21 protein-coding genes are annotated in these 24,237 nt (G+C 73.0%); 9 read left to right on the forward strand and 12 right to left on the reverse strand.

Annotation, left to right across the window (positions count from 1 at the left end; translation table 11 throughout):
- Window positions 1-321: 321 nt before the first annotated feature.
- Window positions 322-1,359: a uroporphyrinogen decarboxylase gene (gene hemE / locus J2S55_RS29520; RefSeq protein ID WP_306867693.1), complete on the forward strand. Its 1,038-nt coding sequence runs from the start codon at window positions 322-324 to the stop codon at window positions 1,357-1,359.
- Window positions 1,360-1,375: 16 nt separating this feature from the next.
- On the opposite strand, the gene J2S55_RS29525 is transcribed toward hemE, so the two are convergent.
- A complete protein-coding gene (locus J2S55_RS29525; RefSeq protein ID WP_306867695.1) occupies window positions 1,376-2,542 on the reverse strand; it encodes a DUF4349 domain-containing protein in 1,167 nt (388 codons plus the stop codon).
- 131 nt (window positions 2,543-2,673) lie between these two features.
- Here J2S55_RS29525 and hemG point away from each other — a divergent pair, with 131 nt between their 5' ends.
- From hemG to J2S55_RS29540, 3 genes are all read left to right on the forward strand, one after another.
- A complete protein-coding gene (gene hemG, locus J2S55_RS29530) occupies window positions 2,674-4,113 on the forward strand; it encodes a protoporphyrinogen oxidase (RefSeq protein ID WP_306867697.1) in 1,440 nt (479 codons plus the stop codon).
- Between the two features lie 90 nt (window positions 4,114-4,203).
- Complete coding sequence (hemQ, locus tag J2S55_RS29535; RefSeq protein ID WP_306875617.1) at window positions 4,204-4,845, forward strand: hydrogen peroxide-dependent heme synthase; 642 nt, start codon at window positions 4,204-4,206, stop codon at window positions 4,843-4,845.
- 305 nt (window positions 4,846-5,150) lie between these two features.
- Window positions 5,151-5,666, forward strand: coding sequence for a hypothetical protein (locus J2S55_RS29540; RefSeq protein WP_306867699.1), 516 nt, complete (start codon window positions 5,151-5,153; stop codon window positions 5,664-5,666).
- A gap of 338 nt (window positions 5,667-6,004) precedes the next feature.
- Here the strand turns inward: J2S55_RS29540 and msrB are convergent, their stop codons facing one another.
- Window positions 6,005-6,406, reverse strand: coding sequence for a peptide-methionine (R)-S-oxide reductase MsrB (gene msrB, locus J2S55_RS29545; RefSeq protein ID WP_306867701.1), 402 nt, complete (start codon window positions 6,404-6,406; stop codon window positions 6,005-6,007).
- A 357-nt stretch (window positions 6,407-6,763) separates the two neighbouring features.
- On the opposite strand from msrB, the gene ligD reads away from it, so the two are divergent.
- Window positions 6,764-7,768, forward strand: a complete 1,005-nt coding sequence (gene ligD, locus J2S55_RS29550; RefSeq protein WP_306867703.1) for a non-homologous end-joining DNA ligase — start codon at window positions 6,764-6,766, stop codon at window positions 7,766-7,768.
- 51 nt (window positions 7,769-7,819) lie between these two features.
- Here the strand turns inward: ligD and J2S55_RS29555 are convergent, their stop codons facing one another.
- From J2S55_RS29555 to J2S55_RS29575, 5 genes are all read right to left on the reverse strand, one after another.
- On the reverse strand, window positions 7,820-10,018 hold the full coding sequence (locus tag J2S55_RS29555) for an acyl-CoA dehydrogenase family protein (RefSeq protein WP_306867705.1): 2,199 nt from the start codon (window positions 10,016-10,018) through the stop codon (window positions 7,820-7,822).
- A gap of 70 nt (window positions 10,019-10,088) precedes the next feature.
- Window positions 10,089-11,528, reverse strand: a complete 1,440-nt coding sequence (locus J2S55_RS29560) for an aldehyde dehydrogenase family protein (RefSeq protein ID WP_306867708.1) — start codon at window positions 11,526-11,528, stop codon at window positions 10,089-10,091.
- Between the two features lie 90 nt (window positions 11,529-11,618).
- A complete protein-coding gene (locus tag J2S55_RS29565) occupies window positions 11,619-11,978 on the reverse strand; it encodes a hypothetical protein (protein WP_306867710.1) in 360 nt (119 codons plus the stop codon).
- Between the two features lie 48 nt (window positions 11,979-12,026).
- Window positions 12,027-13,064, reverse strand: a complete 1,038-nt coding sequence (locus J2S55_RS29570) for an ATP-dependent DNA ligase (protein WP_306867711.1) — start codon at window positions 13,062-13,064, stop codon at window positions 12,027-12,029.
- A gap of 116 nt (window positions 13,065-13,180) precedes the next feature.
- On the reverse strand, window positions 13,181-13,915 hold the full coding sequence (locus J2S55_RS29575) for a pyrimidine reductase family protein (RefSeq protein WP_306867713.1): 735 nt from the start codon (window positions 13,913-13,915) through the stop codon (window positions 13,181-13,183).
- 122 nt (window positions 13,916-14,037) lie between these two features.
- Between J2S55_RS29575 and J2S55_RS29580 the strand changes: the two genes are divergently transcribed.
- The gene (locus J2S55_RS29580; protein ID WP_306867715.1) at window positions 14,038-14,442 is read left to right on the forward strand and encodes a hypothetical protein; all 405 of its coding nucleotides are present in this window, start codon (window positions 14,038-14,040) and stop codon (window positions 14,440-14,442) included.
- Between the two features lie 58 nt (window positions 14,443-14,500).
- Here the strand turns inward: J2S55_RS29580 and glgX are convergent, their stop codons facing one another.
- Together glgX and J2S55_RS29590 are read right to left on the reverse strand one after the other, a co-directional pair.
- On the reverse strand, window positions 14,501-16,621 hold the full coding sequence (glgX, locus tag J2S55_RS29585) for a glycogen debranching protein GlgX (protein WP_306867717.1): 2,121 nt from the start codon (window positions 16,619-16,621) through the stop codon (window positions 14,501-14,503).
- A gap of 579 nt (window positions 16,622-17,200) precedes the next feature.
- Window positions 17,201-17,629, reverse strand: a complete 429-nt coding sequence (locus J2S55_RS29590) for an OsmC family protein (RefSeq protein WP_306867719.1) — start codon at window positions 17,627-17,629, stop codon at window positions 17,201-17,203.
- Between the two features lie 229 nt (window positions 17,630-17,858).
- Between J2S55_RS29590 and J2S55_RS29595 the strand changes: the two genes are divergently transcribed.
- Both J2S55_RS29595 and J2S55_RS29600 read left to right on the forward strand, forming a co-directional pair.
- Entirely contained in the window at window positions 17,859-18,389 is a 531-nt protein-coding gene (locus J2S55_RS29595) for an RNA polymerase sigma factor (protein WP_306867721.1), read from the forward strand.
- Entirely contained in the window at window positions 18,386-19,510 is a 1,125-nt protein-coding gene (locus tag J2S55_RS29600; RefSeq protein WP_306867722.1) for a hypothetical protein, read from the forward strand. Before J2S55_RS29595 ends, J2S55_RS29600 begins: the two co-directional genes overlap by 4 nt.
- A gap of 74 nt (window positions 19,511-19,584) precedes the next feature.
- Here J2S55_RS29600 and J2S55_RS29605 read toward each other — a convergent pair whose 3' ends face one another.
- Window positions 19,585-20,169 (reverse strand): hypothetical protein, encoded by a 585-nt coding sequence (locus tag J2S55_RS29605; protein ID WP_306867724.1) that lies wholly within the window; start codon window positions 20,167-20,169, stop codon window positions 19,585-19,587.
- Between the two features lie 205 nt (window positions 20,170-20,374).
- Here J2S55_RS29605 and J2S55_RS29610 point away from each other — a divergent pair, with 205 nt between their 5' ends.
- On the forward strand, window positions 20,375-20,980 hold the full coding sequence (locus J2S55_RS29610) for a hypothetical protein (protein WP_306867726.1): 606 nt from the start codon (window positions 20,375-20,377) through the stop codon (window positions 20,978-20,980).
- On the opposite strand, the gene J2S55_RS29615 is transcribed toward J2S55_RS29610, so the two are convergent.
- Together J2S55_RS29615 and J2S55_RS29620 are read right to left on the reverse strand one after the other, a co-directional pair.
- The gene (locus J2S55_RS29615; protein WP_306867727.1) at window positions 20,973-22,592 is read right to left on the reverse strand and encodes an isovaleryl-CoA dehydrogenase; all 1,620 of its coding nucleotides are present in this window, start codon (window positions 22,590-22,592) and stop codon (window positions 20,973-20,975) included. The genes J2S55_RS29610 and J2S55_RS29615 overlap by 8 nt on opposite strands.
- A gap of 147 nt (window positions 22,593-22,739) precedes the next feature.
- Window positions 22,740-24,188: an ankyrin repeat domain-containing protein gene (locus J2S55_RS29620; RefSeq protein ID WP_306867729.1), complete on the reverse strand. Its 1,449-nt coding sequence runs from the start codon at window positions 24,186-24,188 to the stop codon at window positions 22,740-22,742.
- Between the last annotated feature and the right edge of the window lie 49 nt (window positions 24,189-24,237).

Below are 24,237 nucleotides of genomic sequence, written 5' to 3' on the forward strand. Positions count from 1 at the left end.
AAAGTGGTGCCGGAATCGATGCCGCGCGGTGACTTGACAGACATTTGGACCAGCCATGGGCCGTGCCAAGTTCATCAATGGGAGAAACTGTACCCGGAAACATGATCGCTCCGTGCCTTCCGCCGCCGCCGGATGCCTGCCGACATCGCTTTCTAGCGGACGAAGCACTCGAAACCGGCAGAACCCGATCGTCATCATGACTTGAAACTGTCTGGGCGTTGTTCGCCGTGATCTCATTGAATAACAGGTGATTTCGTACCGAGAACCTCGGTCAATGGCCTTGATGAGCGGACCGCGCCCCCGGCATGGCACCCTGGGAGGGTGACTCCCGAGCTTGCCGACTCCCCGTTCGTCCGCGCCTGCCGCCGCCTGCCCGTCTCCCGCACGCCCGTGTGGTTCATGCGCCAGGCCGGCCGCTCGCTGCCCGAATACCGGGCCGTGCGGGGCGGGGTGCCGATGCTCACCGCGTGCGCCACCCCCGACCTGATCGTGGAGATCACGCTGCAGCCGGTCCGCCGCTACGGCGTGGACGCGGCCATCTTCTTCAGCGACATCGTGGTGCCGCTCAAGGCGATCGGGATCGACCTGGACATCAAGCCCGGCGTCGGGCCGGTGGTGGCCGAGCCGATCAGGGACGCCGACGCGATCAGGACGCTGCGCCCGATCGAGCCCGACGACGTCTCCTACGTCACCGAGGCCGTCCGGACGCTGACCGGCGAGCTGGGCCCGACCCCGCTCATCGGCTTCGCGGGCGCGCCGTTCACCCTGGCCTCCTATCTCATCGAGGGCGGCCCCTCCAAGAGCCACGACCGCACCAAGGCGATGATGTACGGCCGGCCGCAGCTGTGGCACGCCCTGATGGAGCGGCTGACCGGGATCACCCTCGAATTCCTGCGCATCCAGATCGCCGCCGGGGCCTCGGCGGTCCAGCTCTTCGACTCCTGGGTCGGCGCCGTCGCCCCCGAGGACTACCGCGAGTTCGTCCTGCCCTACACCAGCCGCATCTTCGCCGGCCTGACCGACCTGGACGTCCCGCGCATCCACTTCGGCGTCGGCACCGGCGAGCTGCTCGCCCTGCTCGGCGAGGCCGGGGCCGACGTGGTCGGCGTCGACTGGCGGGTCCCGCTCGACGAGGCCGCCCGGCGGGTCGGCCCGGGCAAGGCGCTGCAGGGCAACCTCGACCCGGCGACGCTGTTCGCCCCGTGGGAGGTCGTCGAGCGCCGCGCGGGCGACATCCTCGTCCGCGGCGCCAAGGCCGAGGGCCACATCTTCAACCTCGGCCACGGCGTGCCCCCCGGCGCCGACCCCGACCAGCTCGCCCGCCTCACGGACTTCGTGCACGAGGCCTCCACCCGCTGACCTCCCGCCGCGGGGGCTACGGACGCCCGGGCGGAGCCGGCTCCTCCGGCTGCCCAGGCCCCTCGGGGGCCCGCGCGGCTCCCTCGCCGTCCGAGGCCCGCTCGGAGGCCCGTCCGCGCTCGGGGGACCGTTCGGAGGCCCGCGCGGCTCCCTCACCGTCCGGGGCCCGTCCGGGCCCGTCGCCGGCGGGGATCCGCCCGGGGCCGTCGCCGGGGAAGATCCCCGCCGGCCCGCCCGGACCGGCCGTGCGGGGCGGTGCCGTCCGGACGGCGCGCTCCCGGCTACGGCGGAGCAGGAAGGCCAGCAGCAGCCAGAGCGGCACGATCAGGATCAGCCAGGGCAGCAGCACGCCCAGGACCGTCAGCCCGACCTTGAGGGCCGTGACGAAGCTCTTCCAGCCGGTCTGCAGCCCGCCGAGGAAACCGGACGGCTCATCCTCCTTCTCGGGCACCACGGTCGCCGGGCCCACCAGGTTCAGCGTCAGCGTCGCCATGCTCGTCTGTGAGGCGAGCGTCTTCTGCCTGGCCTGCAGCGCCTCCAGGTCGGACTCGCGGCCGGAGATCTCCCGCTCCACGTCCAGCACCTCGCCGATCGTGTCGGCCTTCTTCAGCAGCGCGCGCAGCGAGTCGAGCGCCGAGCGCGCCGACCTCAGCCGGCTCTCCACGTCGGCCACCTGCTCGGTGACGTCCTCGGTGTTCTGCTGGAGCGACTCGCGCGTGCCGAGGTCCTTGCCCAGGCGCTCCAGCACGCCGGGATAGCCCCCGGGCGGGACCTTGAAGACCAACTGCGCGGAGCCCTCGCCACCGGTGTAGGCGTCCGACTTCTCCATGGACAGATAGCCGCCGGCGGTGGTGACGATCTGCCGGGCCCTGTCGGCCGCCGCGGTGATGTCCTTGGCCCGGACCGTCATCTCCGCCGTGTAGATGATCGCCCGATCCTGCGGGACCAGCTTCACCTGCCCGTTCTGTCCGGGTTTCTGGTCAACCTGGCGGGGCTCGGCGCCGCGCGCGCTCCCGCCCGCGTCGGATTCCGCCTCCTTGGCCGCGGTGTTCATGTCGGCGGCGGGGGCCGGGGCGCTGAGGGGGGAACCGCTGGTCGCCTGTCCGCCCGCGCAGGCGGACAGCGACAGCGCCACCCCCGCCAACGCGACCGCCGGGCGCATGCCGTACCGGAATCTGCTCATGCCTTCCTTGACGGCTGCCGCGCCGGCGGGGTTTGGCGGAGGCAATCACGATGGAGTCACGTTCTCCATACCCGCCGATCACGGGGTGGCGGGAGCGGGGGCGGCTGCCGGGGGCGGTACGGTCAGGAGTCATGGAAGGCAACCGGTGCCATGTGGTGGTCGTCGGCGGTGGGATCGCGGGGCTGGCCGCCGCGTGGTACCTGCGGCAGGGCGGCGAAGGTGTCCGGGTGACCGTGCTCGACGGCGCCCGGCGGATCGGCGGCAAGCTCCTCGCCACCGAGGTCGCGGGGGTCCCGGTGGACGCCGGGGCGGAGGCCATGCTCGCGCGGCGGCCCGAGGGCAGAGAGCTGGCCCGGATGGTCGGCCTCGGCGACGAGTTACGGCATCCCGGCGCCACCCAGGCGGCCGTCCTGACCCGGGGCGCGCTGCGGCCCATGCCCAAGGGGCACGTCATGGGGGTCCCCTCCGACCTGACGTCGCTGGCCAGGTCCGGTGTCCTCAGCCCCGGCGGCCTCGCCCGGGTGCCCCTGGACCAGATCCTCCCGGCCACGCTCATCGACACCGACGTGTCGGTGGCCGCCTACATCCGCGCCCGGATGGGCGGGGAGGTGGTCGAGCGCCTGATCGAGCCGCTGCTCGGCGGCGTCTACGCGGGCCAGGCCGACAGGCTCTCGCTGGAGGCGACGATGCCCAGGATCGCCATCGCCGCCCGTTCGGAGCGGTCGCTGCTCGCGGCCGCCCGGGAGATCATCGCCGAGGCGCCCAAGGACGCCGGACCCGTCTTCACCACCCTGCGGCAGGGGATGGGCGCGCTGCCCGAGGCGGTGGCCGCGGCCTCCGGCGCGGAGATCAGGACCGGCGTCATGGTGCGGGAGATGCACCGGGCCGAGCGCGGCTGGCGGCTGGTGACCGGGCCGGTGCCCGAGCCCGAGGTCATCGAGGCCGACGCGGTGATCGTCGCGGTCCCGGGGCCGTCGGCGAGCCGCCTGCTCGCCGCCGAGGTGCCCCAGGCCGCCGCCGAGCTGGCCCGGATCGACTACGCCAGCATGGCCATCGTCACCCTCGCCTACCCCCGGGAGGCGTTCCCGGAGCCGCCGGTCGGCAGCGGCTATCTGGTCCCGCCCGTCGACGGGCGCCCGATCAAGGCGGCCACGTTCAGCTCGGTCAAGTGGCCGCACCTGGCCGAGGCCGACCCCAACCTGATCCTGCTGCGCTGCTCGATCGGCCGTCTCGGCGAGGAGGCGGTGCTCCAGCGCGACGACGCCGAGCTGGTCGCCCTGGCGATGGCCGAGATGGTCGAGGTCATGGGTGTGCGCGGGCTGCCGCGCGACTCCAGGGTGACCCGCTGGGGCGGCTCCCTGCCGCAGTACGACGTGGGCCACCTCGACCGGGTCGCCCGCATCCGCGCCGCCGTCGCCTCCCAGCCGGGGCTGGCGCTGTGCGGCGCCGCCTACGACGGCATCGGCATCCCGGCCTGCGTCTCCACCGCCCGTACCGCGGCGGCCCGGATTCTGGACCACCTGGACCCCACGGAAGAATGGCAGAAGAGAGCCGATTCGCTGACGAGCTGACACGCCGGCGGAGCTGACGAAAGGGTGAGGACGACGGACGGGAACCCGCGGCCCAAGGCACGCGACCTGAACCAGGTGATCCGCTACACGATGTGGTCGGTCTTCAAGCTGACCGAACGCTGTCCGGGCAACCGTGAGGGCATGGCCGAGGAGGTCGAGGACCTGCTGGCCCAGATGGCGGAGAAGGACGTGGTCACCCGCGGCCTCTACGACGTGACCGGGTTCCGCGCCGACGCCGACTTCATGTTCTGGTGGCACGCGCCGACCGCCGAGGACCTGCAGGAGACCTACGCCCGCTTCCGCCGCACCGACCTCGGGCTGCTGACCGAGCCGGTCTGGTCGGCGATGGCGCTGCACCGCCCGGCCGAGTTCAACAAGTCGCACATCCCGGCCTTCCTGGCCGAGGAGGAGGCGCGCCGCTACGTCAGCGTCTACCCGTTCGTCCGTTCCCTGGAGTGGTACCTCCTGGACGACGCCGACCGCCGCCGGATGCTCGCCGAGCACGGCAAGATGGCCCGCGACTACCCGGACGTCCGGGCCAACACCGTCGCGTGCTTCTCCCTGAACGACTACGAGTGGATGCTCGCCTTCGAGGCCGACGACCTGCACCGGATCGTCGACCTGATGCGCACCCTGCGCGCCGCCGAGGCCCGGCGGCACACCCGGGAGGAGACTCCCTTCTTCACGGGGATCCGCAAGCCGGTCGGCGAGCTGATCACCGCGCTGCCGTAGCCGGGCCGCGGCCCCGCCGCCGCGGCCTGTCACCGCGGCCCGTCACCGCGCGGGGGGGGGGGCGTCCCAGGGGCGGCGGGAGCGCCGTCGCCCCCGGGCGCGGACGTGGTCTCTCCGGGGCGTCGTCCGGCCCGATCCGGCGAAACCTCGGATATTCTCCCGCCATTTGTCATACTCAGGGAAAATCACCTGTCTATGTGAGGCCAAGGGTGAAAAGGGGCGAAGATCTGGCACGGTCCACACGGCGCGAGGGGGCGGGCCGCCGGCGGCGGGCCCGGTCTCGGGTAGCCGAGGTCTCGGTGGGGGTGGCCGCGCTGGCGGTCGCCGGGCTGGCGCTGGGCGGGTCCCTGCTGCGGGCCCCGCAGCAGCAGCAGCCGCCCTCCTACGGGCAGGCGGCCCCGGTCGCCCCTGGGGCGCCGCAGGGCGCCGCGGCGGGCGGCGGGCCGGTGGCGGCGGCCGAGTCCGGCGCGGAGAAGCGGGCGGCCGACGAGTCGGAGGCGGCCGGGCTGTCCAAGCACACCGACAAGAAGGCGCTGGCCTACTTCGAGGGCCACAAGGCGGCCAAGCGGGTCAAGGACATCCGCATAGTCGGCGGCTATCTGCGGATATATACGGATCTTCCGGAGTCGGCGGGCAACTCCAAACAGGCGCTCAAACTGTGTGAGACGGGTGTGAGCTATCTCGTCGGGGAGCTCGGGGTGTCCAGCCCGGTGGTCTTCGTCCAGGCGAAGTTCGGGGAGAACGGCAATCCGGTGCTCGCCAACATCCTCGGGCCCGGCGACTCCGACTGCCGCGTCACCCATCCCAGGCCTGGCGGATAGCGGAGCGTCCCGGCCGCTCAGGTCACCCGGACCCGGGTCTTGCCGCAGATCTTGCAGCGCTGGGTGACCACCCGGCCGATGATCTCGATGATCACCCACTTGTGCCGGATGTGCACGGCGACTCCTCGAGGAAGACCACTTTGCGGATGTGCTCGCGTACTCCGCGTGACTTCGCTCTACCCCGCCGCGGCCCGTCCTTACCTCCCGTAAAGGGGAGTGTGGCCTCATCCGGCCGCCGGGCGCGGCCCGGACCCGCCCGTCCCCGGACCTGCCCGCCGCCTGGGGCCGGACCCGTCCGCCGCCCGGGCGGCCCTCCCGTCCGGGCGGCGGTCCGGCGGTCAGCCGGTGGGCTCCAGTCGGAGGGACACGGAGTTGATGCAGTAGCGGTCGTCGGTGGGAGTCCCGTAGCCCTCGCCGTGGAAGACGTGGCCGAGATGGGAGTCGCAGGTCGCGCAGCGGACCTCGACGCGGACCATGCCCAGCGAGCGGTCCTCGATCAGGGTCACCGCCTCCGACTTGGACGGCTCGTAGAAGCTCGGCCAGCCGCAGTGGCTGTCGAACTTGGTGTCCGACCGGAACAGCTCGGCGCCGCAGGCCCGGCAGCTGTAGACGCCTTCGGTCTTGGTGTCGACGTATTCTCCGGTGAAGGGGCGCTCGGTGCCCGCCTGGCGGAGAACGTGAAACTCCTCGGGAGAGAGCTGGACGCGCCATTCGGCGTCGCTCTTGACCACCTTGTCCATCTCGCCAGCCTATGCGGTCGCGGGCGCCCCCGGAGGGGCGGGCGGGGCCGGGCGCTCCGGCCGGCACGCCGCCCGATATGCCCGAAAAAATCTTTTAGGGCGAAGCATCCATTTATGTCTGATTTGGCGTCTTTATCACTGTGGGGGGTTTTTCGCCTTCCCTGATTGAGGGTGAGATCACCTGTCAGGCCGTCCACCGATCAACTTGGGCGGTCAAGGCCGCCGGCCGGGTGGCGCGCCAGCGCCCGGAACCGGAGAGCGAGACGGGTGGTCACAGGGTCCGTCCCGTCGAGAGCCCGGTCCCGCCGCCGTGGCGGCTCCGGGACGGACCCGCCCTTTGTGGAGTACCTTCGATCCATGGCGTCGCCGTACATCGAACTCGCGGTCGGAGACCGGGTCGTCAAGGTCACCAACCCCGACAAGGTCTATTTCCCGGAGATCGGCGCGACGAAGCGCGAGCTGGTCGAATATTACGTCAGCGTGGGCGAGGGGGCGCTGCGCGCCCTCCGTGACCGCCCCACCTTCCTCAAACGGCATCCCGGCGGGGTCGAGTCCGAGGGGATCTACCAGAAGCGGGTGCCTCCCAAGCTCCCCGAATGGTTCGAGACGGTCACGATCCGCTTCCCCAGCGGGCGCACCGCCGAGACGCTCCGGATCACCGAGGTCGCCCACATCGCCTACTGCGCGAACCTGGGGACCATCGACTTCCACCCCTGGCCGGTCCGCGCCGCCGACGTGGAGCACCCCGACGAGCTGCGCATCGACATCGACCCGCAGCCCGGCACGGGCTTCGAGGAGGCCCGCAAGGTGGCCTTCGCGGCCGACGAGATCCTGCGCGAGCTCGGCATGACCGGCTTCCCCAAGACCTCCGGCAACCGGGGCATCCACATCAACGTGCGGATCGAGCCGCGCTGGGACTTCATCCAGGTGCGCCACGCCGCGATCGCCTTCGCCCGCGAGGTGGAGCGCCGCGTGCCCGCCCTGGCCACCACCGCGTGGTGGAAGGAGGAGCGGGGGGAGCGGGTCTTCATCGACTACAACCAGAACGCCCGCGACCGGACCGTGGCCGCCGCCTACTCGGTGCGGGCCCGGCCGCACGCCCCGGTCTCGGCCCCGCTCACCTGGGAGGAGCTGGCCGACGCCGACCCACGCGACTTCGACATCCGGACGGTCCCGGGCCGCTTCGCCAAGCTGGGCGACGTGCACGCCGCGATCGACGACCGGGCCTTCCCGATCGACGCCCTGCTCGAATGGTTCGAGCGCGACGGCCGGGAGGACATGCCCTACCCGCCCAACTACCCGAAGATGCCCGGCGAGCCGAAGCGGGTGCAGCCGAGCAAGGCCCGCGACGACTCCCGCTAGGCGGGCCGGCCCCGCCGTACGGGATCCGGCCCCGCCGCACGCCGTGCGGGATCAGGGGTCGCGGGGGAGGCCCAGGGCGCGTTCGGCGATGATGTTGAGCTGGATCTCGGTCGTGCCGCCGCCGATGGTGAAGGCCCTCGTGGTGAGGATCATCCGGTTCCAGTACGGCGAGGCGGGGGCGATGGACCAGCAGAACTCCGAGACGGCCTGGGAGTGGCGCATGCCGAGGAGCTTGCGGACGCTCGCGGCGGTCCCGGAGTCGCCGCCGGACAGCTGGGACAGGGTGACGCGCAGGCCGAGGGCGGACAGGGCCTGACCGGAGGCCCACAGGCGCCCGGCCTCCTCCAGGGCGGCCGGGCGCAGGGCGTCGGGGCCGCCCAGCTCGCCGATCAGCTCGACCATGTCGGTGTGCCGGGAGCCGGGGCCCCAGGAGTCGCCGAGGGCGACGCGCTCGTGGGAGAGGGTGTCGCGGGCGATCCGCCAGCCCTGGCCGGCCCGGCCGACCACCAGGTCGTCGGGGACGAAGACGTCGTCGAGGAAGACCTCGTTGAAGATCTCCTCGCCGTTGATCTCCTTCAGCGGGCGGACGGTCACCCCGGGAGAGGACATGTCGACCAGGAAGTAGGTGATGCCCTCGTGCTTGGGGGCGTCGGGATCGGTCCTGGCCAGGCAGATGGCCCACTGGGCCCACTGGGCCAGCGAGTTCCAGATCTTCTGGCCGCTCAGGGACCAGCCGCCCGCCACCCGGACGGCCTTGGTGGACAGCGCGGCGAGGTCGGAGCCGGCGCCGGGCTCGCTGAAGAGCTGGCACCACATGATCTCGCCGGTCAGGGTCCTGGGCAGGAAACGCTCCCGCTGCGCAGGGGTGCCGTGGCGGACGATCGAGGGGACGGCCCAGGCGGCGATGCCGAGGTTGGGCCTGCCGAGTTCCCGGAACTCCTGGTGGATGACGACCTGCTCCAGCGGTGCGGCGGCGCGGCCCCAGGGCCTGGGCAGGTGGGGCATGATCCAGCCCTCGCCGGCCAGGCGGGCCAGCCGCTCGGCCGGCTCCGCCCGGGCCAGCGACGCCACCGCGGCCCTGATCTCCGCGCGGAGGGTCTCGGCCTCCTCGGGCAGGTCGGGCTCCATCGACCGGCGGACCCCGCCGGCGGCCAGCCGGGCCACGCGCTCGGCCCACTCGCCGGGGTCGCCGCTCAGCGCCCGCAGCGACAGCGCCCGGCGGTAGTAGAGGTGGGCGTCGTGCTCGTAGGTGTAGCCGATGCCACCCAGGACCTGGATCGCGTCGGCGGTGCACCGTACGGCGGCGTCCGCGGCGAGCACCCCGGCCGTGCCGGCCGCCAGCGCCGCCTCCTCCCCGAGGGCGTCCCCGTCGAGGGCCCGGGCGGCGTCCCACACGGCGGCACGGGCGTGTTCGAGCGTGACGAGCATCGCGGCGCACCTGTGCTTGACGCCCTGGAACTGGCCGATCGGGCGGCCGAACTGCTCGCGGACCCTGGCGTGGCCGGCGGCGGCGGCCACCGCCCAGGCGGCCACCCCGCAGGCCTCCGCGCCGAGCAGGACGGCAGCCAGGTCCGCCACGAGGCCGGAGGTCACCCCGGCCAGCACTCGGCCGTCCGGTACGGCGCGCGCCTCCACGGACGCCAGCCGGCGTGACAGGTCGATGCCGTCGACCCCCTCGGTCCCGCAGTCGGCCCGGTCGAGGGCGGCCCAGCGGCCGTCGGGGAGCGGCAGGACGTACAGGTCGGCGTCGGGGGAGCCGAGCGCGGTCACGGCCCCGCCCGCCCCGCCCGCCGCCCGCGCCCCGCCGGGCAGGGCCACGGCTGCGGTCAGGGTGCCGTCGGCCAGGGCGGCGAGCAGGCCGTGCGCCGGCGGGGGCGCGGGCCGCGTGGGCGCGGCGTCCCCGGCAGGCGAGGGGGCCGCGGGAGGTGGGGCGTCCCTGGCCGGAGAGGGGCCCGGGGGGAGGGCGGGTGCCGTCACGGCGCGGGCGATGATCGCCGAGGCCAGGACCGTGGGCAGGTGGGAGCCGGGAGCGCAGTGCTCGCCGAGCGCCTCCAGGGCGACGGCCAGCTCCGGCAGACCTCCTCCCTGCCCGCCGTGCTCCTCGGGCAGGTGGAGGCCGAGCAGTCCTTGGGCGGCCAGGGCGGCGCGGAAGGGCTCGTGGTCCATGCCCCGCGCCGTGATGTTCCGCCCGGCGAAGCCGTGGACGGAGGCCGCCAGCGCCCGGTGTTCCTCGGTGATTCCGATGCCCATGCGCCGACTCTAGAACGATATTCGGTCCATCGTAAGGGGAGCCGCCGCCCCGTCCGCCGGGCGGCGCGGGTCACGACTGGATGATCGCCGCCTTCTCCCGGGTGTACTCCAGCACGGCGTCGTGGCCGTAGCCGGAGTCCTTGACGCCGCCGAACGGCAGGCCGGGCGGCATCTGGCGGAAGGTGTTCACCCAGACCGTGCCGGTCCGCAGCTCGGCGACGAACCGGTGGGCGCGGCCGAGGTCGCGGGTCCACACGCCCGCCGCGAGCCCGTAGGGGGAGTCGTTGGAGACGGCCAGGGCCTCCTCGTCGGTGTCGAACGGGATCGCCACGGCCACCGGGCCGAAGATCTCCTCCTGGCAGACGCGCAGCGTGTTGTCGGAGGTGGTGAACAGCGTGGGGGCCACCCAGTAACCGCCGGGCATGGACGGGACGACGTCGGCCCCGGTCCGGCCGCCGAACACCAGCTCGGCCCCCTCCTTCTCGGCGATGTCGAGGTAGGAGGTGACCCGTTCGTACTGCCCCTCGGACACGATCGGGCCCATCGTGGTGGTCATGTCGAGGGGGTCGGCCAGCGTGACGCGCGCCGCGATCGCGGTGATCCGCTCGATCATCTCGTCCCAGACCGAGCGGTGGATCAGGATGCGGGACCCGGCCACGCAGACCTGCCCGGCGTTGCCGGTGTAGATCGAGTTCACCGTCACGCCCTGGGCGGCGGCGTCCAGGTCGGCGTCGGGGAAGACGATGTTCGGGGACTTGCCGCCGAGCTCGAACGTCAGCGGCTTCAGGTGGTCGGCCGACGCCCGGGTGATGGCCTGGCCGGTCTGGGTGGAGCCGGTGAGGCTGATCTTGTCGACCCCGCGGTGCCGGACCAGCGGGTCCCCGACGTCCTCGCCGAGGCCGCTGACGATGTTGAGCACGCCGGGCGGGAGCACCTCGGCCAGCAGCTCGCCCAGCCGCAGCACGGAGGCGCAGGCCTGCTCGGCGGGCTTGACGATCACCGTGTTGCCCGCCGCCAGCGCGTAGGCCGCCTTGGCGGAGAAGGTCGAGACGGGCGAGTTCCACGGGATGATGCACAGCGCCACGCCGTACGGCTCGCGCCGGGTGAGGCCCATGCTGCCGGGGCCGAGGATCACGGTCTCGCCCTTGACCGCGTCGAGCACCTGGCCGGCGGCGATCTGCCACAGGTGGGTCATGCCGGGCAGGTCCTTCTTCAGGGTGTCCCGCAGGATGCGGCCGTTGTCGGTGGTCTCGATCCTGGCCAGCTCCTCGGCGTGCCGGGCGAAGACCCCGGCCACCTCGCGCAGGAAGTGCGCCCGGCCGAGCGCGGGCATGCCCGACCACATCGGGAACGCCTTGCGCGCCGCCGCCACGGCGGCCTCGGCGTCGGCCCTGCCGCCGGCCGGGACGCGGGCCCACACCTCGCCGGTGGCCGGGTTGACCGAATCCAGCGTGCGGCCGTCGGCCGCGGCCACCAGGCGCCCGCCGATCAGGTTGCGGTACTCGTTCACTGCTCACTCCCGCGTCGGCCGTACAGAAACGTAGCCAAGCGTACGCTTGCTTGACTACGTCGGGAAGCCGGGACCCGTGACCGGCGGGTCCTAGCGGCGCCGGCCGAGGGCGAAGGCCACGTTCACCCCCACGATGCCGAGCCAGAGGATCAGTATCACGACCACCGGGATCTCCTGGGCGGTGACGGAGATGCCGGTCGTCGCCGACGCGCCGAACACCAGGGAGACGATGGACAGCGCCAGCCGCTGGCCGGCGTCCACGGACGGGCGGACCGCCGGGGCCTCCTTGCGGGAGCGGGCGGCGATCCGGTCGTCCACCCGCCGGTCGATCTCCTGGTCCATCTTCTCCAGGAAGCCCTCGACCAAGGAGTCTTCGTAGTCGGGGCCGAGGTCGCGGCGGGCCGCGACGGCGGCCCGCAGTTCGTCGTCAGAGGAGGATGATCTCACCATAGTCGAGATATATCGCCTCATGGCGCCCGTGTCTACGCGGAGGCCGCCCTAACCGGCCAGGATGTCGTCCAGGTCGTAGGAGAGCGGCCGTTCGAGCTGCTCGAAGGTGCACGACTCGGGGGTGCGGTCGGGGCGCCAGCGGCGGAACTGGGCGACGTGCCGGAACCGGCTGCCCTCCATGTGGTCGTAGGCGACCTCCAGCACCAGCTCCGACCTCAGCGGCACGAACGACAGGTCCTTGGTGGCGCTCCACTTGGAGACCGCGCCGGGCAGCGACTCGGCGCTCCAGGGGTGGCCGTCCTGGCTGACGTACGGGGCGAGCTCCTCGACCAGCTCGGCCCGGCGCTTCATCGAGAAGGCCGCCGCGACGCCGACGTGGCGGAGCGTGCCGCCGGAGTCGTGCAGTCCCAGGAGGAGGGACCCGACCACCGGGCCCGACTTGTGCCAGCGGTATCCGGCCACCACCACGTCGGCCGTCCGCTCGTGCTTGACCTTCGACATCACCCGCTTGTCCGGTTGGTACGGCAGGCCGCCCGGCTTGACCACGATGCCGTCGAGTCCCGCGCCCTCGAAGGTGTCGAACCACTCGGCCGCCTGCTCCTCGGACGTGGTGACCGGTGTCAGCCGGATCGCCCGCCCCGCGCCGCCGAAGATCGACTCCAGCCGTGCCCGGCGTTCGGAGAACGGGGCCTCCAGCAGGGACTCCTCGCCCAGGGCCGGCAGGTCGAAGGCGATGAACGACGCCGGGGTCTGCTCGGCCAGCAGCTTCACCCGGGAGGCGGCCGGGTGGATGCGCTGCTGCAGGGCCTCGAAGTCGAGCAGCTGGCCGTCGCGGACGACGATCTCCCCGTCGACCACCACCCGGTCGGGCAGCTCCGCCTTCACCGCCTCGACCAGCTCGGGGAAGTAACGGGTGAAGGGCCGCTCGTTGCGGCTGCCGAGATAGACCTCGTCCCCGTCGCGGAACACCACGCACCGGAAGCCGTCCCACTTCGGCTCGTAGAACAGGGTGCCGTCCTGCGGCGGCAGGCCGTTGACGGTCTTGGCCAGCATCGGCGCGAGCGGTGGCGCTATCGGCAGTCTCATCCCGCGGCCCCGGCCGGACGGACGGCGGCGGGGACCCGGCCGCGGCGCTCGACGTCGGACTCGTTCTGCTCGTCCACTACGGCTCCGAACATGTGTCGTCGTGCCCGGCGGTGAACTCACCTCACCGGTTCACCAGGGCTCCGAATATATCTGGTGAACAGGAAACCGTCCTCCTCCAGCACGTGGGCCAGGTGGAGCCGGGTGAGCGAGGCCGGGCCGTCGAGGACCCGGGAGGCGTCCCCGCCGATCAGCATCGGGCTCAGCGTGAGGCAGAGCTCGTCGACCAGGCCGGCCGCGGCGAGCTGGGCGTTGATCTTCGCTCCGCCCTCGCACAGCACCCGCCCCAGGCCGCGCTCGCCGAGCTCCCCGACCGCCGCCGCCAGATCCACCCGGTCGTGACCGGCCACGATGACCTCGGCGTGCCGGGCGGCCTCCTCGCGCCGGTCCCTGGGGGCGGCGTCGCAGGTGATGACGATCGTCCGGGAGTCCGGCCCGGCCTCGGCGAACAGCGGGCCCGTCAGATCCAGGTCGAGGCGCCGGGTCACCACGGCCACCGGAGGGGCGGCCGGACGGCCCTCGCGCAGCGGGCGCCACGATTCCCTCGGCCGGGCCGGGCCGTACCCCTCGGCCCGCACGGTCGCCGCCCCCGCCACGATGACGTCGGCCAGCCCGCGCAGCACCCCGAAGACCCGCCGGTCGCCCTTGCCCGACAGCCCGCCGGACAGCCCCTCCAGCCAGGTCCCGCCGTCGGCGCTGGCCACCATGTTGACGCGGACGCACCGGCCGTCCGGATAGGCGTAAACCCGGGCGAGGTCGACGTCGCCGGAGGTCATGGGATGGATGAGACGCATCCCTCTACCTTGGCACAGCGCCGGTCGCCGGGTTCCCCGGCACGGTCGATAACGGATTCGACGCGCCTGATGACTTCGGTTGACTCCCGTTACATGATTCTCATGGAGATCCAGGAGGTTCCGTGGGGCTGGTCGCGATCGTGACATGGTTGATCACCGCGATGGTCGGGATCTACCTGCTGTATCTGTGGCTGTCCGGCGGGGGGCTGCGCCAGCAGGCGACGAAGGTCACCCGCTTCCCCGCCGTGCTGGTCTTCGCCCATCCGGGGCTGGCGGTCTCCGCGCTGGCCTGCTGGATCGTCTACGTGCTCACCTCCGAGCGGGCCTTCGCGTGGCTGTCGTTCGGGGTGCTCGCGGCCTCGGCGCTGCTGGGGTTCACCATGTTCACCCGCTGGCTGGGCGGCGGCCGCCACGCGCGCGGCGCCGAGCAGCGCCTGCCCGTCCTCGCCGTCGCGCTGCACGGCGTGGCCGGGGTGACCACGTTCGTCCTGGTGCTGCTCACCGCCGCCATCGCCACCGGGCTCTGACCCACCGGCCCGCGCGCCCGCCCGCGGGGCACGCCCGATCACCGGCGGCCGGCGGGACCTAGGTCCTGGGGCAGCGCAGGATCTGCATGGAGCGCGACGTCACCGGCACCACGGCCTCCGGCGGCCAGACCCTCTCGGCCGACCGCCCGTCCACCGGCCTGTCGTCGGCGGTGTCCAGCACGGTCCGCCACTCCGTCCCGTACTTGGCGTCGGGGACGGTGAAGTCCATGTCCTCGTGATGACCGTTGATCAGCAGCAGGAACGAGTCGTCCAGGATCGGCTCGCCGCGCGGGCCCGGCTCGGTGATGGCGTCGCCGTTGAGGAAGACGGTCAGGGACTTGGCGTAACCGGTGTGCCAGTCGGAGGCCGACATCTCCTCACCGGCCGGGGTGAGCCAGACGATGTCGCGGGTGCCGTCCTCGGCCTTGCGGCCGTGGAAGAACCTGCGCCGCTGGAAGACCGGGTGCGCGCGGCGCAGCCCGGACAGGCCCCTGACGAAGTCCAGCAGGTCCTCCTCCCCCTCGACCAGCGACCAGTCGACCCAGGAGATCTCGTTGTCCTGGCAGTAGGCGTTGTTGTTGCCGCCCTGGGTCCGGCCGAACTCGTCGCCCGCCAGCACCATCGGCACGCCCTGCGAGATGAAGAGGGTGGCCAGGTAGTTGCGGCGCTGGCGGTGGCGCAGGCGCACGATCTCCGGATCCTCCACCGGGCCCTCGGCGCCGCAGTTCCACGACCGGTTGTCGTCGGTGCCGTCGCGGTTGTTCTCCTCGTTGGCCTCGTTGTGCTTGCGGTCGTAGGAGACCAGGTCGGTCAGGGTGAAGCCGTCGTGGCAGGTGACGAAGTTGATGGAGGCCACCGGGCGGCGGCCGGAGGTGGCGTAGAGGTCGGCGGACCCGGTCAGCCGGGAGGCGAACTCGGGCAGCGCGGAGCCGTTCCCCCGCCAGAAGTCACGCACGCTGTCACGGTATTTGCCGTTCCACTCCGTCCACAGGGGCGGGAAGTTGCCGACCTGGTAGCCGCCGGGGCCGACGTCCCACGGTTCGGCGATCAGCTTCACCTGGGAGATCACCGGGTCCTGCTGGATCAGGTCGAAGAACGCGCTCAGCCGGTCGACGTCGTGCAGCTCGCGGGCGAGGGCGGCGGCCAGGTCGAACCGGAACCCGTCCACGTGCATCTCCATGACCCAGTAGCGCAGCGAGTCCATGATGAGCTGCAGCGCGTGGGGGGAGCGGACGTTGAGGGAGTTGCCGCAGCCGGTGTAGTCGAGGTAGTAACGCCGGTCGCCGTCGTGCAGCCGGTAGTAGGCCGTGTTGTCGATGCCCCGGAAGCCCAGCGTGGGCCCCATGTGGTCGCCCTCGGCGGTGTGGTTGTAGACCACGTCGAGGATGACCTCGATCCCGGCCTCGTGCAGCGCCCGCACCATCGCCTTGAACTCCAGCACCTGCTCGCCACGCTGCCCCGAGCTGGAGTAGGCGTTGTGCGGGGCCAGGTAGGCGATCGTGTTGTAGCCCCAGTAGTTCGTCAGCCCCCGGGCGACCATCGCGTGCTCGGGCACGAACTGGTGCACCGGCATCAGCTCGACCGCGGTGACGCCCAGGCTCAGCAGGTGCTCGATGACCGCCGGATGCCCCAGGGCCGCGTAGGTGCCGCGCTGCTCCTCGGGGACCGCCGGATGGCGCATGGTGAGCCCGCGCACGTGCGCCTCGTAGATGACGGTCTGGTGGTACGGCGTGCGGGGCAGCCGGTCGTCACCCCATTCGAAGAACGGGTTGACCACCACGTTCTTCGGCATGAAGGGCGCGCTGTCGGTGTCGTTGTGGCCGGCCGGGTCGGTGAACGGGTAGGAGAACAGCGCCTCGTTCCACGACAGGTCGCCTTCGACGGCCTTGGCGTAGGGGTCCAGCAGCAACTTGGCGGGGTTGCACCGGTGCCCCTGGGAGGGCTCGTCGGGGCCGTGGACGCGGTAGCCGTACCGCTGTCCCGGCATGACCCCCGGGAAGTAGCCGTGCCAGACGAATCCATCCACCTCTGGCAGGTCGATGCGTTCCTCGCGGCCGTCGTCTCCGAAAAGGCACAGCTCGACCCGCTCGGCCACCTCGGAGAACACCGAAAAGTTGGTGCCCACGCCATCCCAGGTGCCACCGAGTGGATACGGCTCTCCAGGCCAGACTTCGCGCATGTGGCCCTATTCTCCTCCAGTTAAGCCCTCGTGCGCAGGGTGTCGTCGTGCTTGTCACCCTTGTGCGGCGGGGGGACACGAGCGGCCGGACCGGCTGCCGGAGCATCGGGGAGCTCACGAGGTTACCCAGGTCTTCTTCGGCTGCTTGCTCTGTTGATCGGATCGTGACCGGGCCGCGGGGACGGCCCTCGGCCGGGACACGACGCCGTCGGGTGTCCCGGTCACCGGATGGTGCGCCCAGCAGGGCGGGATTGCCTGAGTGTATGTGCCCCCGGGCACTGTGCGGAACACCCGGCGGCAGGGCCGGGACCTGCGGATTCGGCGCGCCGGTCCGGGGCGGGGCGGGAGCCGGGCGCGGGGCCGAGGGGCCGTGCGGGAGCCGCGGGGACGGGCGGGCCGGAGGCCGTGCGGGAGCCGTGGGGCTGTACGGGAGCCGCGGGGACGGGCGGGCCCGGGGTGCCCGGCCGGGGAGCCGGGCCGGGACGGCCGGGGCGGAGTGCCGGCCGTCGGGGCGCCGGGAGGCCCTCTCGTGGCCGCGCACGCCGCGGACGGGCGTGCGCGGCCACGGGAGGCCGGAGATCAGCTCAGCAGCTCGGCGTCGAGGGTGATCGTCGTGCCCGCCAGGGCCTTGCTCACCGGGCAGTTGGCCTTGGCCGTCTCGGCCGCCTTCTGGAACTCCTCGGCCGACAGGCCGGGGACCTGGGCGCGGACCGAGATGACGATCCCGGTGATGCCCTCGCCCGGCTGGAAGGTCACATCGGCCTTGGTCTCCACCGTCTGCGGCGGGGTGCCGGCCTGCGCCAGCCCGTGGGACAGGGCCATCGAGAAGCAGGAGGAGTGCGCCGCCGCGATGAGCTCCTCCGGCGAGGTCTTGCCGTTGGCCTGCTCGGCCCGCGAGGGCCAGGACACGTCGAAGGTGCCCACTCCGGAGGAGTCGAGCGAGACGGTGCCCGAACCGTCGAGCAGCGCACCCTTCCACTGAGTCGTCGCGGTACGTGTCGTCGCCATGGCGATGTCCTTTCGATCACGAAGCGTTAACCATCAACGACCCTACTCGCCGGGAGAGCGGTGATCATCCCCGGAGCGCTCGTTGCCGCCCGCCCGTCTCCGCCCGCGCCGCTCTCATTGGTCCACGGGAGAACAATCGTCACTTTCAGTCGCCATTCATGTCCGTTCTGTAATCGAACCCTCGGTGCCGGACGTAAGAACGGTGACGGCATGTTGGGAAGGGGCGGCCGTGTCGGAGGACGACGAGGAGAAATGGTTCGATTGGATGTTCCGCACCTTCTATGAGCCCGTGTGGGCGTACGCGGCGCGCCGGGTCGGCCTCGCGGTGGCCGACGACATCGCCTCCTGCACCTTTCACACCGCCTGGCGCAAGAGGCACCGGATCCCCCGGGACGACGACCGGGCCGTCGTCGCCTGGCTGTACCGCGTGGCCTGGGGGCACGTCAGGAACGCCACCCGCGGTGAGTGCCGCAGGCAGCGGCTGGCGGGGCTGCTGCGGCAGCTGCCGCCCGACCCGCCCGGGGGCGGCTCCCGTGACGAGGAGGTCCGCGGCGCGATGGAGACGGCCATGGCGCGGCTGCGCCCCAAGGACGGCGAGGTCCTGCGCCTGCACTACTGGGAGGACCTCGCCGTCGAGGAGATCGGCCGGATCCTCGGCCTGACGCCCAACGCGGTCCGCGTACGGCTGTGCCGGGCCCGCCTGCGGCTGGCCGAGTCCCTGCGCGGGATGCACCTGGAGTGCGGGGAGGGGGAGCGGTGATCCCGGAAGACCACGACGAGATCCGCGAGCTGATGGTCCGGCACAACCCGGTCCCCCCGCATACGGCGCGCGGGGCCGGTCCCGGCGCGGAGGAGGCTCTCCGGCGGGTCATGCGCGGGGACGCCGCCCGGCGGCCCGGACGGCCGTGGGGGCTGCGGGGGAGAGGGGCGGCGCTGGCGGTCACGGCCCTCGGGGTCGCCGTGGCGGCGGTGGTCCCCTTCCGGATCCCGCCGCAGCCCGGGCCGGTCCCGGCGCCCGCCGGGGCCACGCCGCCGCCGGGCCCCGCCGGCCGTGCCGGCCCGGAGCTCTCGGAGGGCCTGGCGAGGATCGCCCGCATCGCGGCCAGCGAGCCCCTGGGGCAGCCGCCGCCCCGCCCGATGGCGTCCTTCCCGCCGGCCTCGGCCGAGCTGCTGGAGCTGGCCGCCCTCGCCGAGGCCCGGCCGCGTCCCGAGGCCGGGCCGTGGAGCTACGTCAGGACCGAGGAGTGGCTGCTGGCCACCACCGTGGGGCCGGGCGACGCGACCTCGGAGATCATGCCGTGGGTGGTCCGGCGCTGGGCCCCGGTGAGCGGCCGGGGGACCTACCGCACGCTGCGGACGGCGGGCAGGCCGTTCGGGGGCGGCGGCTGGGCGAGGATCTCGCCCGAGGTCCGGCACTCGGTCCCGGGCCCGGCCGAGAACACCGGCCGGGCGGCGGACCTGCGGCCGCGGGCGGCCACGCTGTCGCGCTCCGGGCCACGGCTGCGCGGGCAGCTCCTGGCCACCGAGCCGCAGACCACGATGACGCGCACACGCCGCCTCGTCCGGGCGATGGAGAACCTCCACTCCCACGACGTGGTCGAGCCGGAGCTGGCGGCGGCGCTGTGGCGGGTCCTCGCCCGCCAGGGCGACCTGCGCTCGCTCGGGCCGCTCAGGGACCGGTCGGGGAGGCCGGGACGGGGGTTCGGATTCGAGGACGGGCCGCTGCTGGGGGTGTTCGTCGTCAGCCCGGCCACGGGCGGGCTGCTGGCGACCGAGCTCATCAGGCTCGCCGGCGACCCCGGGTCCCTCCGTCCGGCAGTCGAGGAGTATCGGACCTACGCCGTCAGCGGCTGGGTCGACGGCGAGGGACGGACGCCGTGACCGGCCGGTCGCGGCCGGCGGCCCGGGACGGCGGGTGAGCGCCGGGCCGTCCGGGGCCCGGCGGACGCGCGGATTCAGAGATCACGGCAGTCGCGCAGGGTGGGATGGGCGTTCACCCAGCGCCACGCGCCCACGGGGTCGGTGTTTCCGTAGCCCCTGCCCGGCGGGAAACAGCTCCCGCGTTCGTCCGGGCTCCGCCGGACGAGAAAAACGAAAGGGCGGTCGTTTTTTATGGACATGATAATTCCCGTCCCGTTCAGCTTTATCGGCCCGGTCACCTTGACGGCCTGACGGGATCCCTCGAACGCCCGGCGGTCGTACAGGCATACCGCGTTGTCGAGGACGCCGTCCTCGTCGCAGTCGCGCTCGGCGCCCCGCCGGGCGGCGCCGCAGGACGGCGGCCGGAACGTGATCACCTCCGCGCCGTCGCCGTAGGAGAGCGCGTCCGGCGGGACGAACCGCCCGTCGGGTGCCCTCTCCAGCTGCGAGGCGACCGCCCGGGCGGTGTCGGACTCGCACCGGGACGGCGCGGCCGCGCGGGAGGTCGCGCCGGAGACCGTGCCGGGGAGCGCACCGGAGACCGTGCCGGGGGCCGCGGCGAGGATCCCCGAGAGGAGGACGGCGCATGCCGCGCCCGGTCTCCTGGAGCTGATTCTCATGATTAGTCCTTTTCGCGGGGGCCAATCGCGGCGGCGATATCCGACCGGTTTTCGCAGATATGAGAGTAGACCGGCGGATGGGGTACGCACCGGTAAGGGATCGCGTTCTTTCCACAACGAACATCCGCGCATCTGCCTGTAATGAACGCTGCTCCGGCGGACGTTTACCACCGGAAACACTTCCCGGCAGAACGGAGCGCCCCGGATGCGGATCCCACCTTGGAACCAGACGGGTTACCCCGGCCACCGCGAGCCGCTGCCCCGCGACGGCACCCGCGACTGCGGAGTGCTGGAGCGGGTGATCCGCCGGCACTGGTCCGGGGCGCCACGGCGGGAGCTGGTGGCCGCGGTGGACGAGCTCGCCGGGCTCCCCGTGCACCTGGCGACCCGGCTGGCCGAGGACCTCGACGGGATCTGGCTCGGCGCCGACACGCTCGCCGAGCAGCCGGAGCCGGACGGCTCCTGCGACGCCCGGGTGGCCGACTCCGCCGGCCTCTACATGGGGCGCACGGTCGTCATCGCCGGCGGGGCGCACTCGTCCGGGGCGCTGGTCCACCACATGATCGGACACGCGCTGTGCGACCTGGACGAGACGGACCGGACCCCGGAGTGGCGCAGGATCATGCGGTTCTGCCGTCCGCTGCTCGGCCTGGACCGCTACCGGGACCACCCCTCCGAGTGGTGGGCCGAGACCTACGCGCTCTGCGCGAGCCGCAGGCTCGACCGGCTCGTCCGGCTGCTGGCCGGCGACGGCGGGGCCGCCGCGGCCGTGGCGGCCTACCACCAGAGGCGTCAGGGGTGGGTCAGATGACGGCCCGCTCGATGAGGGCGTCCAGATCCAGGCGCGGGGGAAGGGTGCCGAAGGCGCGTCCCGCCTCACCGGCCAGACGGGAGGCGCAGAAGGCGTCGGCGACGGCCGCGGGCGCCAGCCGTACGAGCAGGGAGGCCTGCAGGACCAGGGCCATGTCCTCGGCGACGCGGCGGGCGCGGGCCTCGATGTCGGTCAGGTCGCCCAGGGACTTGCGCAGGCGGTCGACGGCCTCGTCCAGGTGCCGGTCGGCCCCGGCGGCGAGCGTGACCTCGGAGAAGAACGCCTCCAGCGTCTCCGGCTCGCGGCCCAGCGCGCGCAGCACGTCCAGTGCCGCCACGTTCCCCGAGCCCTCCCAGATGCCGTTGAGCGGCGACTCGCGGAACAGCCGGGGCATCTGTGACTCCTCGACGTAGCCGTTGCCGCCCAGGCACTCCAGCGCCTCGGCCGCGTGGACGGGCCCGCGCTTGCACACCCAGTATTTGCCCACCGCCAGCGTGGTGCGGCGCAGCGCGCTCTCGGCCCGGTCCCCGGCGACGGCCCGGTCGGTGGCACCGGCCAGCCGCGTCATCAGGGTGGTCGCGGCCTCCGACTCCAGGGCCAGGTCGGCCAGGACGTTGCGCATCAGCGGCTGGTCGATCAGCCTCCTGCCGAACGCGCCGCGGTGCGTGGCGTGGTGGACGGCCTGCGTCACGCCGTAGCGCATGCCGGCCGCCGAGCCGATCACGCAGTCCAGCCGGGTCATGTTGACCATCTCCAGGATGGTCCGCACGCCCCGGCCCTCCTCACCCACCAGCCAGGCGACCGCGCCGTGATACTCCACCTCGGCGCTGGCGTTGGACCGGTTGCCCAGCTTGTCCTTCAGCCGCATCAGGCGCACGGCGTTGCGGGTGCCGTCGGGCAGGACCCGGGGGAGCAGGAAGCACGACAGGCCGCCGGGAGCCTGGGCGAGGACCAGGAACACATCGCACATCGGGGCGGAGTTGAACCACTTGTGCCCGGTCAGGGCGTAACCACCGTCCCCCAGGGGCTCGGCCCGGGTGGTGCCGGCGCGGACGTCGGAGCCGCCCTGCTTCTCGGTCATCGCCATCCCCGCGAGCACCCCGCGCTTGCCCAGCGGCGGGCGCAGCCCGAAGTCGTAGCTGCGGGAGGTCAGCAGGGGCTCCCAGTCGGCGGCGAGCGCGGGGCTGTGGCGCAGCGCGGCGACCGCGGCGTAGGTCATGGAGATCGGGCAGCCGTGCCCCGCCTCCACCTGGCTCCAGAGGTAGAACTTGGCCGCGCGGGCCACGTGCGCGCCGGGCCGGGCACTGGACCACGGGGCGGCGTGCAGGCCGTTCTCGACCGCCACGGTCATCAGCTCGTGCCAGGCGGGGTGGAAGTCCACCTCGTCGATCCGGTGGCCGTAGCGGTCATGGGTGCGCAGGACCGGCGGATGCTCGTTGGCCAGCCGCCCCCACTCCCCGGCCTGCTCCGACCCGGCGAGCGTGCCGAGCCGGCGCAGCTCCTCGGTGGCCCAGCCGGCGTTCTCGCGGGCCGTCCCCGCCAGCAGCGCGGGGTCGGCGGACACGTCGTGACCGGTGAGCGGGGGGACCTGGTTGAAGACGTCATGGGTCACGCGCGGCCTCCGATGAACTCAGCTGGACCCGTAACCGGGTGCTGTCCCCATCTCAGCACCCATTCCATGATCTTCACACGTCCGGGGGAGCCGGGCCACCGGCGCCCCCCGGGCCCGGCGCGGACCAGCCCCCCGCCCGGCCGTGTCCTAGGACTCGCGGACCAGGTCGCGGACGTAGTCGTCGTCCTCGTCGCTCTCGGCGAGCACGCGGGCCACGCCTCTGCGGGCGCGCGAGTCGCCCCGGGCGGCCAGGCCGCGGGTGGCCTCGGCCACCGTGGTCAGGTCCTCGTCGTCGAGCCGCGCGGCCAGCGCGTCACGGATCTGCTCGGTGTCCTCCGTCAGCCCGGCCAGGCCCATGGTCGCCCAGTCGCGCACCTCCTCGTCGGGGTCCTCCGTCATGGAGACGAGCAGCGCGAGCCCCTCGGCGTGGCCCGGCGGCAGGACGGCGGCCAGCGCGGCCGGGTCGGCCTGGGTGCGGGTCCAGCCGTCGGCGGTGATGATCTCCAGCACCTCGGGCAGCGACCGCGGGTCGGCGTGGTGGCCGAGCGCGCCGAGCACCGAACGCAGCACCCGCTCGTCGCCCTCGGTGGCGGCCATCCGCCGCAGGATCGGCAGCGTCCGGTCGAGGAAGGGCTTGGCGCCGTCGGTGAAGCCGAACTGCGCGAGCACGTCGACGGCGAACTCCCGCTTGCGCGGGTCCTCACTGACGCACAGGCGCGCCGCGGCCTCGAAGGTGTCCTCGTCGCCCCGCTCGCTCAGCGCGCTCGCCACGGTCCACCAGGTCTCGGCCTCCTCGTCGATGTCCCGGTACGGCAGCGCCCGCTCGACCAGCTCGTCGAAGGGCAGCCGCTCGGAGGTCGCGACCTCCAGGAGGGTGGCGACGGCGGCGTGGCCGCGCTGGCACACGACCTCGACCGCGCGCTCGCCGTCCGGTCCCACGGCCGTGACGGTCACCAGGTCGGTGCCGTCGGAGGCGCGGCTGCGGCCCACGACGAACTGGGAGTCCTCGGGGGCCTGCTCGGTGACCTGCTCCAGCAGGGCGCTCTCCAGCTGCGTGCCCAGCCAGTCGTAGGCGATGGCCAGCGGCGTGTCGCCCTCGCCGTCGGAGCGGGTGGGGTCGGCGCCGGCCGCCAGCAGCGCGCGCACGGCGCCCAGCGCCCCGCGCCGGGTGGCCAGGGTGAGCGCGGTCTCACCGCTGTCGTTGGCCTCCTCGGGGTCGGCCCCGGCGGCCAGGAGAAGGTCGAGCATCTCGGCCCGCCCGTTGGAGGCGGCCCACAGCAGGGCGGTCCACCCGCCGCCCTCCCGGCCGGAGGGCCCGGCCCCGGCGGCCAGCAGCGCCTGCGCGACCTCGGCGTGGCCCCAGGCCGCGGCCCCGCACAGCGGCAGCCCCTCCTCCTCGCCGCCACTGATCCGGTCGGGGTCGGCCCCGGCGGCCAGCAGCGCCCGCACGATCGCCGTCCGGCCGTCCACCGAGGCCCGGTAGAGGGCCGTCGTCTCACCGGCGCCGTCCGGATCGGCGCCCGTCCCGCTCTGGAGCAGGCGCTCGACCCGCTCGGCGTCGTTCCCGGCCACCGCGTCCAGCAGTTCTTCATACATGTCTCCGGATAATAGGTGGCCGGGAGGGCCGCCGGTCGCCTCCGCGGGA

Origin of the sequence: Streptosporangium brasiliense (assembly GCF_030811595.1) — a bacterium.
GTDB lineage: Bacteria > Actinomycetota > Actinomycetes > Streptosporangiales > Streptosporangiaceae > Streptosporangium > Streptosporangium brasiliense.

What these genes read in the sequence shown, in the direction of transcription:
- hemQ (WP_306875617.1), top strand. Translation starts at nt 4,204, where the DNA reads ATGTGGTCGGTCTTCAAGCTGACCGAACGCTGTCCGGGCAACCGTGAG.
- J2S55_RS29570 (WP_306867711.1), bottom strand. Translation starts at nt 13,064, where the DNA reads ATGAGACTGCCGATAGCGCCACCGCTCGCGCCGATGCTGGCCAAGACC.
- J2S55_RS29565 (WP_306867710.1), bottom strand. Translation starts at nt 11,978, where the DNA reads ATGGTGAGATCATCCTCCTCTGACGACGAACTGCGGGCCGCCGTCGCG.
- J2S55_RS29610 (WP_306867726.1), top strand. Translation starts at nt 20,375, where the DNA reads ATGCGGATCCCACCTTGGAACCAGACGGGTTACCCCGGCCACCGCGAG.
- J2S55_RS29620 (WP_306867729.1), bottom strand. Translation starts at nt 24,188, where the DNA reads ATGTATGAAGAACTGCTGGACGCGGTGGCCGGGAACGACGCCGAGCGG.
- J2S55_RS29525 (WP_306867695.1), bottom strand. Translation starts at nt 2,542, where the DNA reads ATGAGCAGATTCCGGTACGGCATGCGCCCGGCGGTCGCGTTGGCGGGG.
- msrB (WP_306867701.1), bottom strand. Translation starts at nt 6,406, where the DNA reads ATGGACAAGGTGGTCAAGAGCGACGCCGAATGGCGCGTCCAGCTCTCT.
- J2S55_RS29555 (WP_306867705.1), bottom strand. Translation starts at nt 10,018, where the DNA reads ATGGGCATCGGAATCACCGAGGAACACCGGGCGCTGGCGGCCTCCGTC.
- ligD (WP_306867703.1), top strand. Translation starts at nt 6,764, where the DNA reads ATGGCGTCGCCGTACATCGAACTCGCGGTCGGAGACCGGGTCGTCAAG.
- hemG (WP_306867697.1), top strand. Translation starts at nt 2,674, where the DNA reads ATGGAAGGCAACCGGTGCCATGTGGTGGTCGTCGGCGGTGGGATCGCG.
- glgX (WP_306867717.1), bottom strand. Translation starts at nt 16,621, where the DNA reads ATGCGCGAAGTCTGGCCTGGAGAGCCGTATCCACTCGGTGGCACCTGG.
- J2S55_RS29590 (WP_306867719.1), bottom strand. Translation starts at nt 17,629, where the DNA reads ATGGCGACGACACGTACCGCGACGACTCAGTGGAAGGGTGCGCTGCTC.
- J2S55_RS29575 (WP_306867713.1), bottom strand. Translation starts at nt 13,915, where the DNA reads ATGCGTCTCATCCATCCCATGACCTCCGGCGACGTCGACCTCGCCCGG.
- J2S55_RS29605 (WP_306867724.1), bottom strand. Translation starts at nt 20,169, where the DNA reads ATGAGAATCAGCTCCAGGAGACCGGGCGCGGCATGCGCCGTCCTCCTC.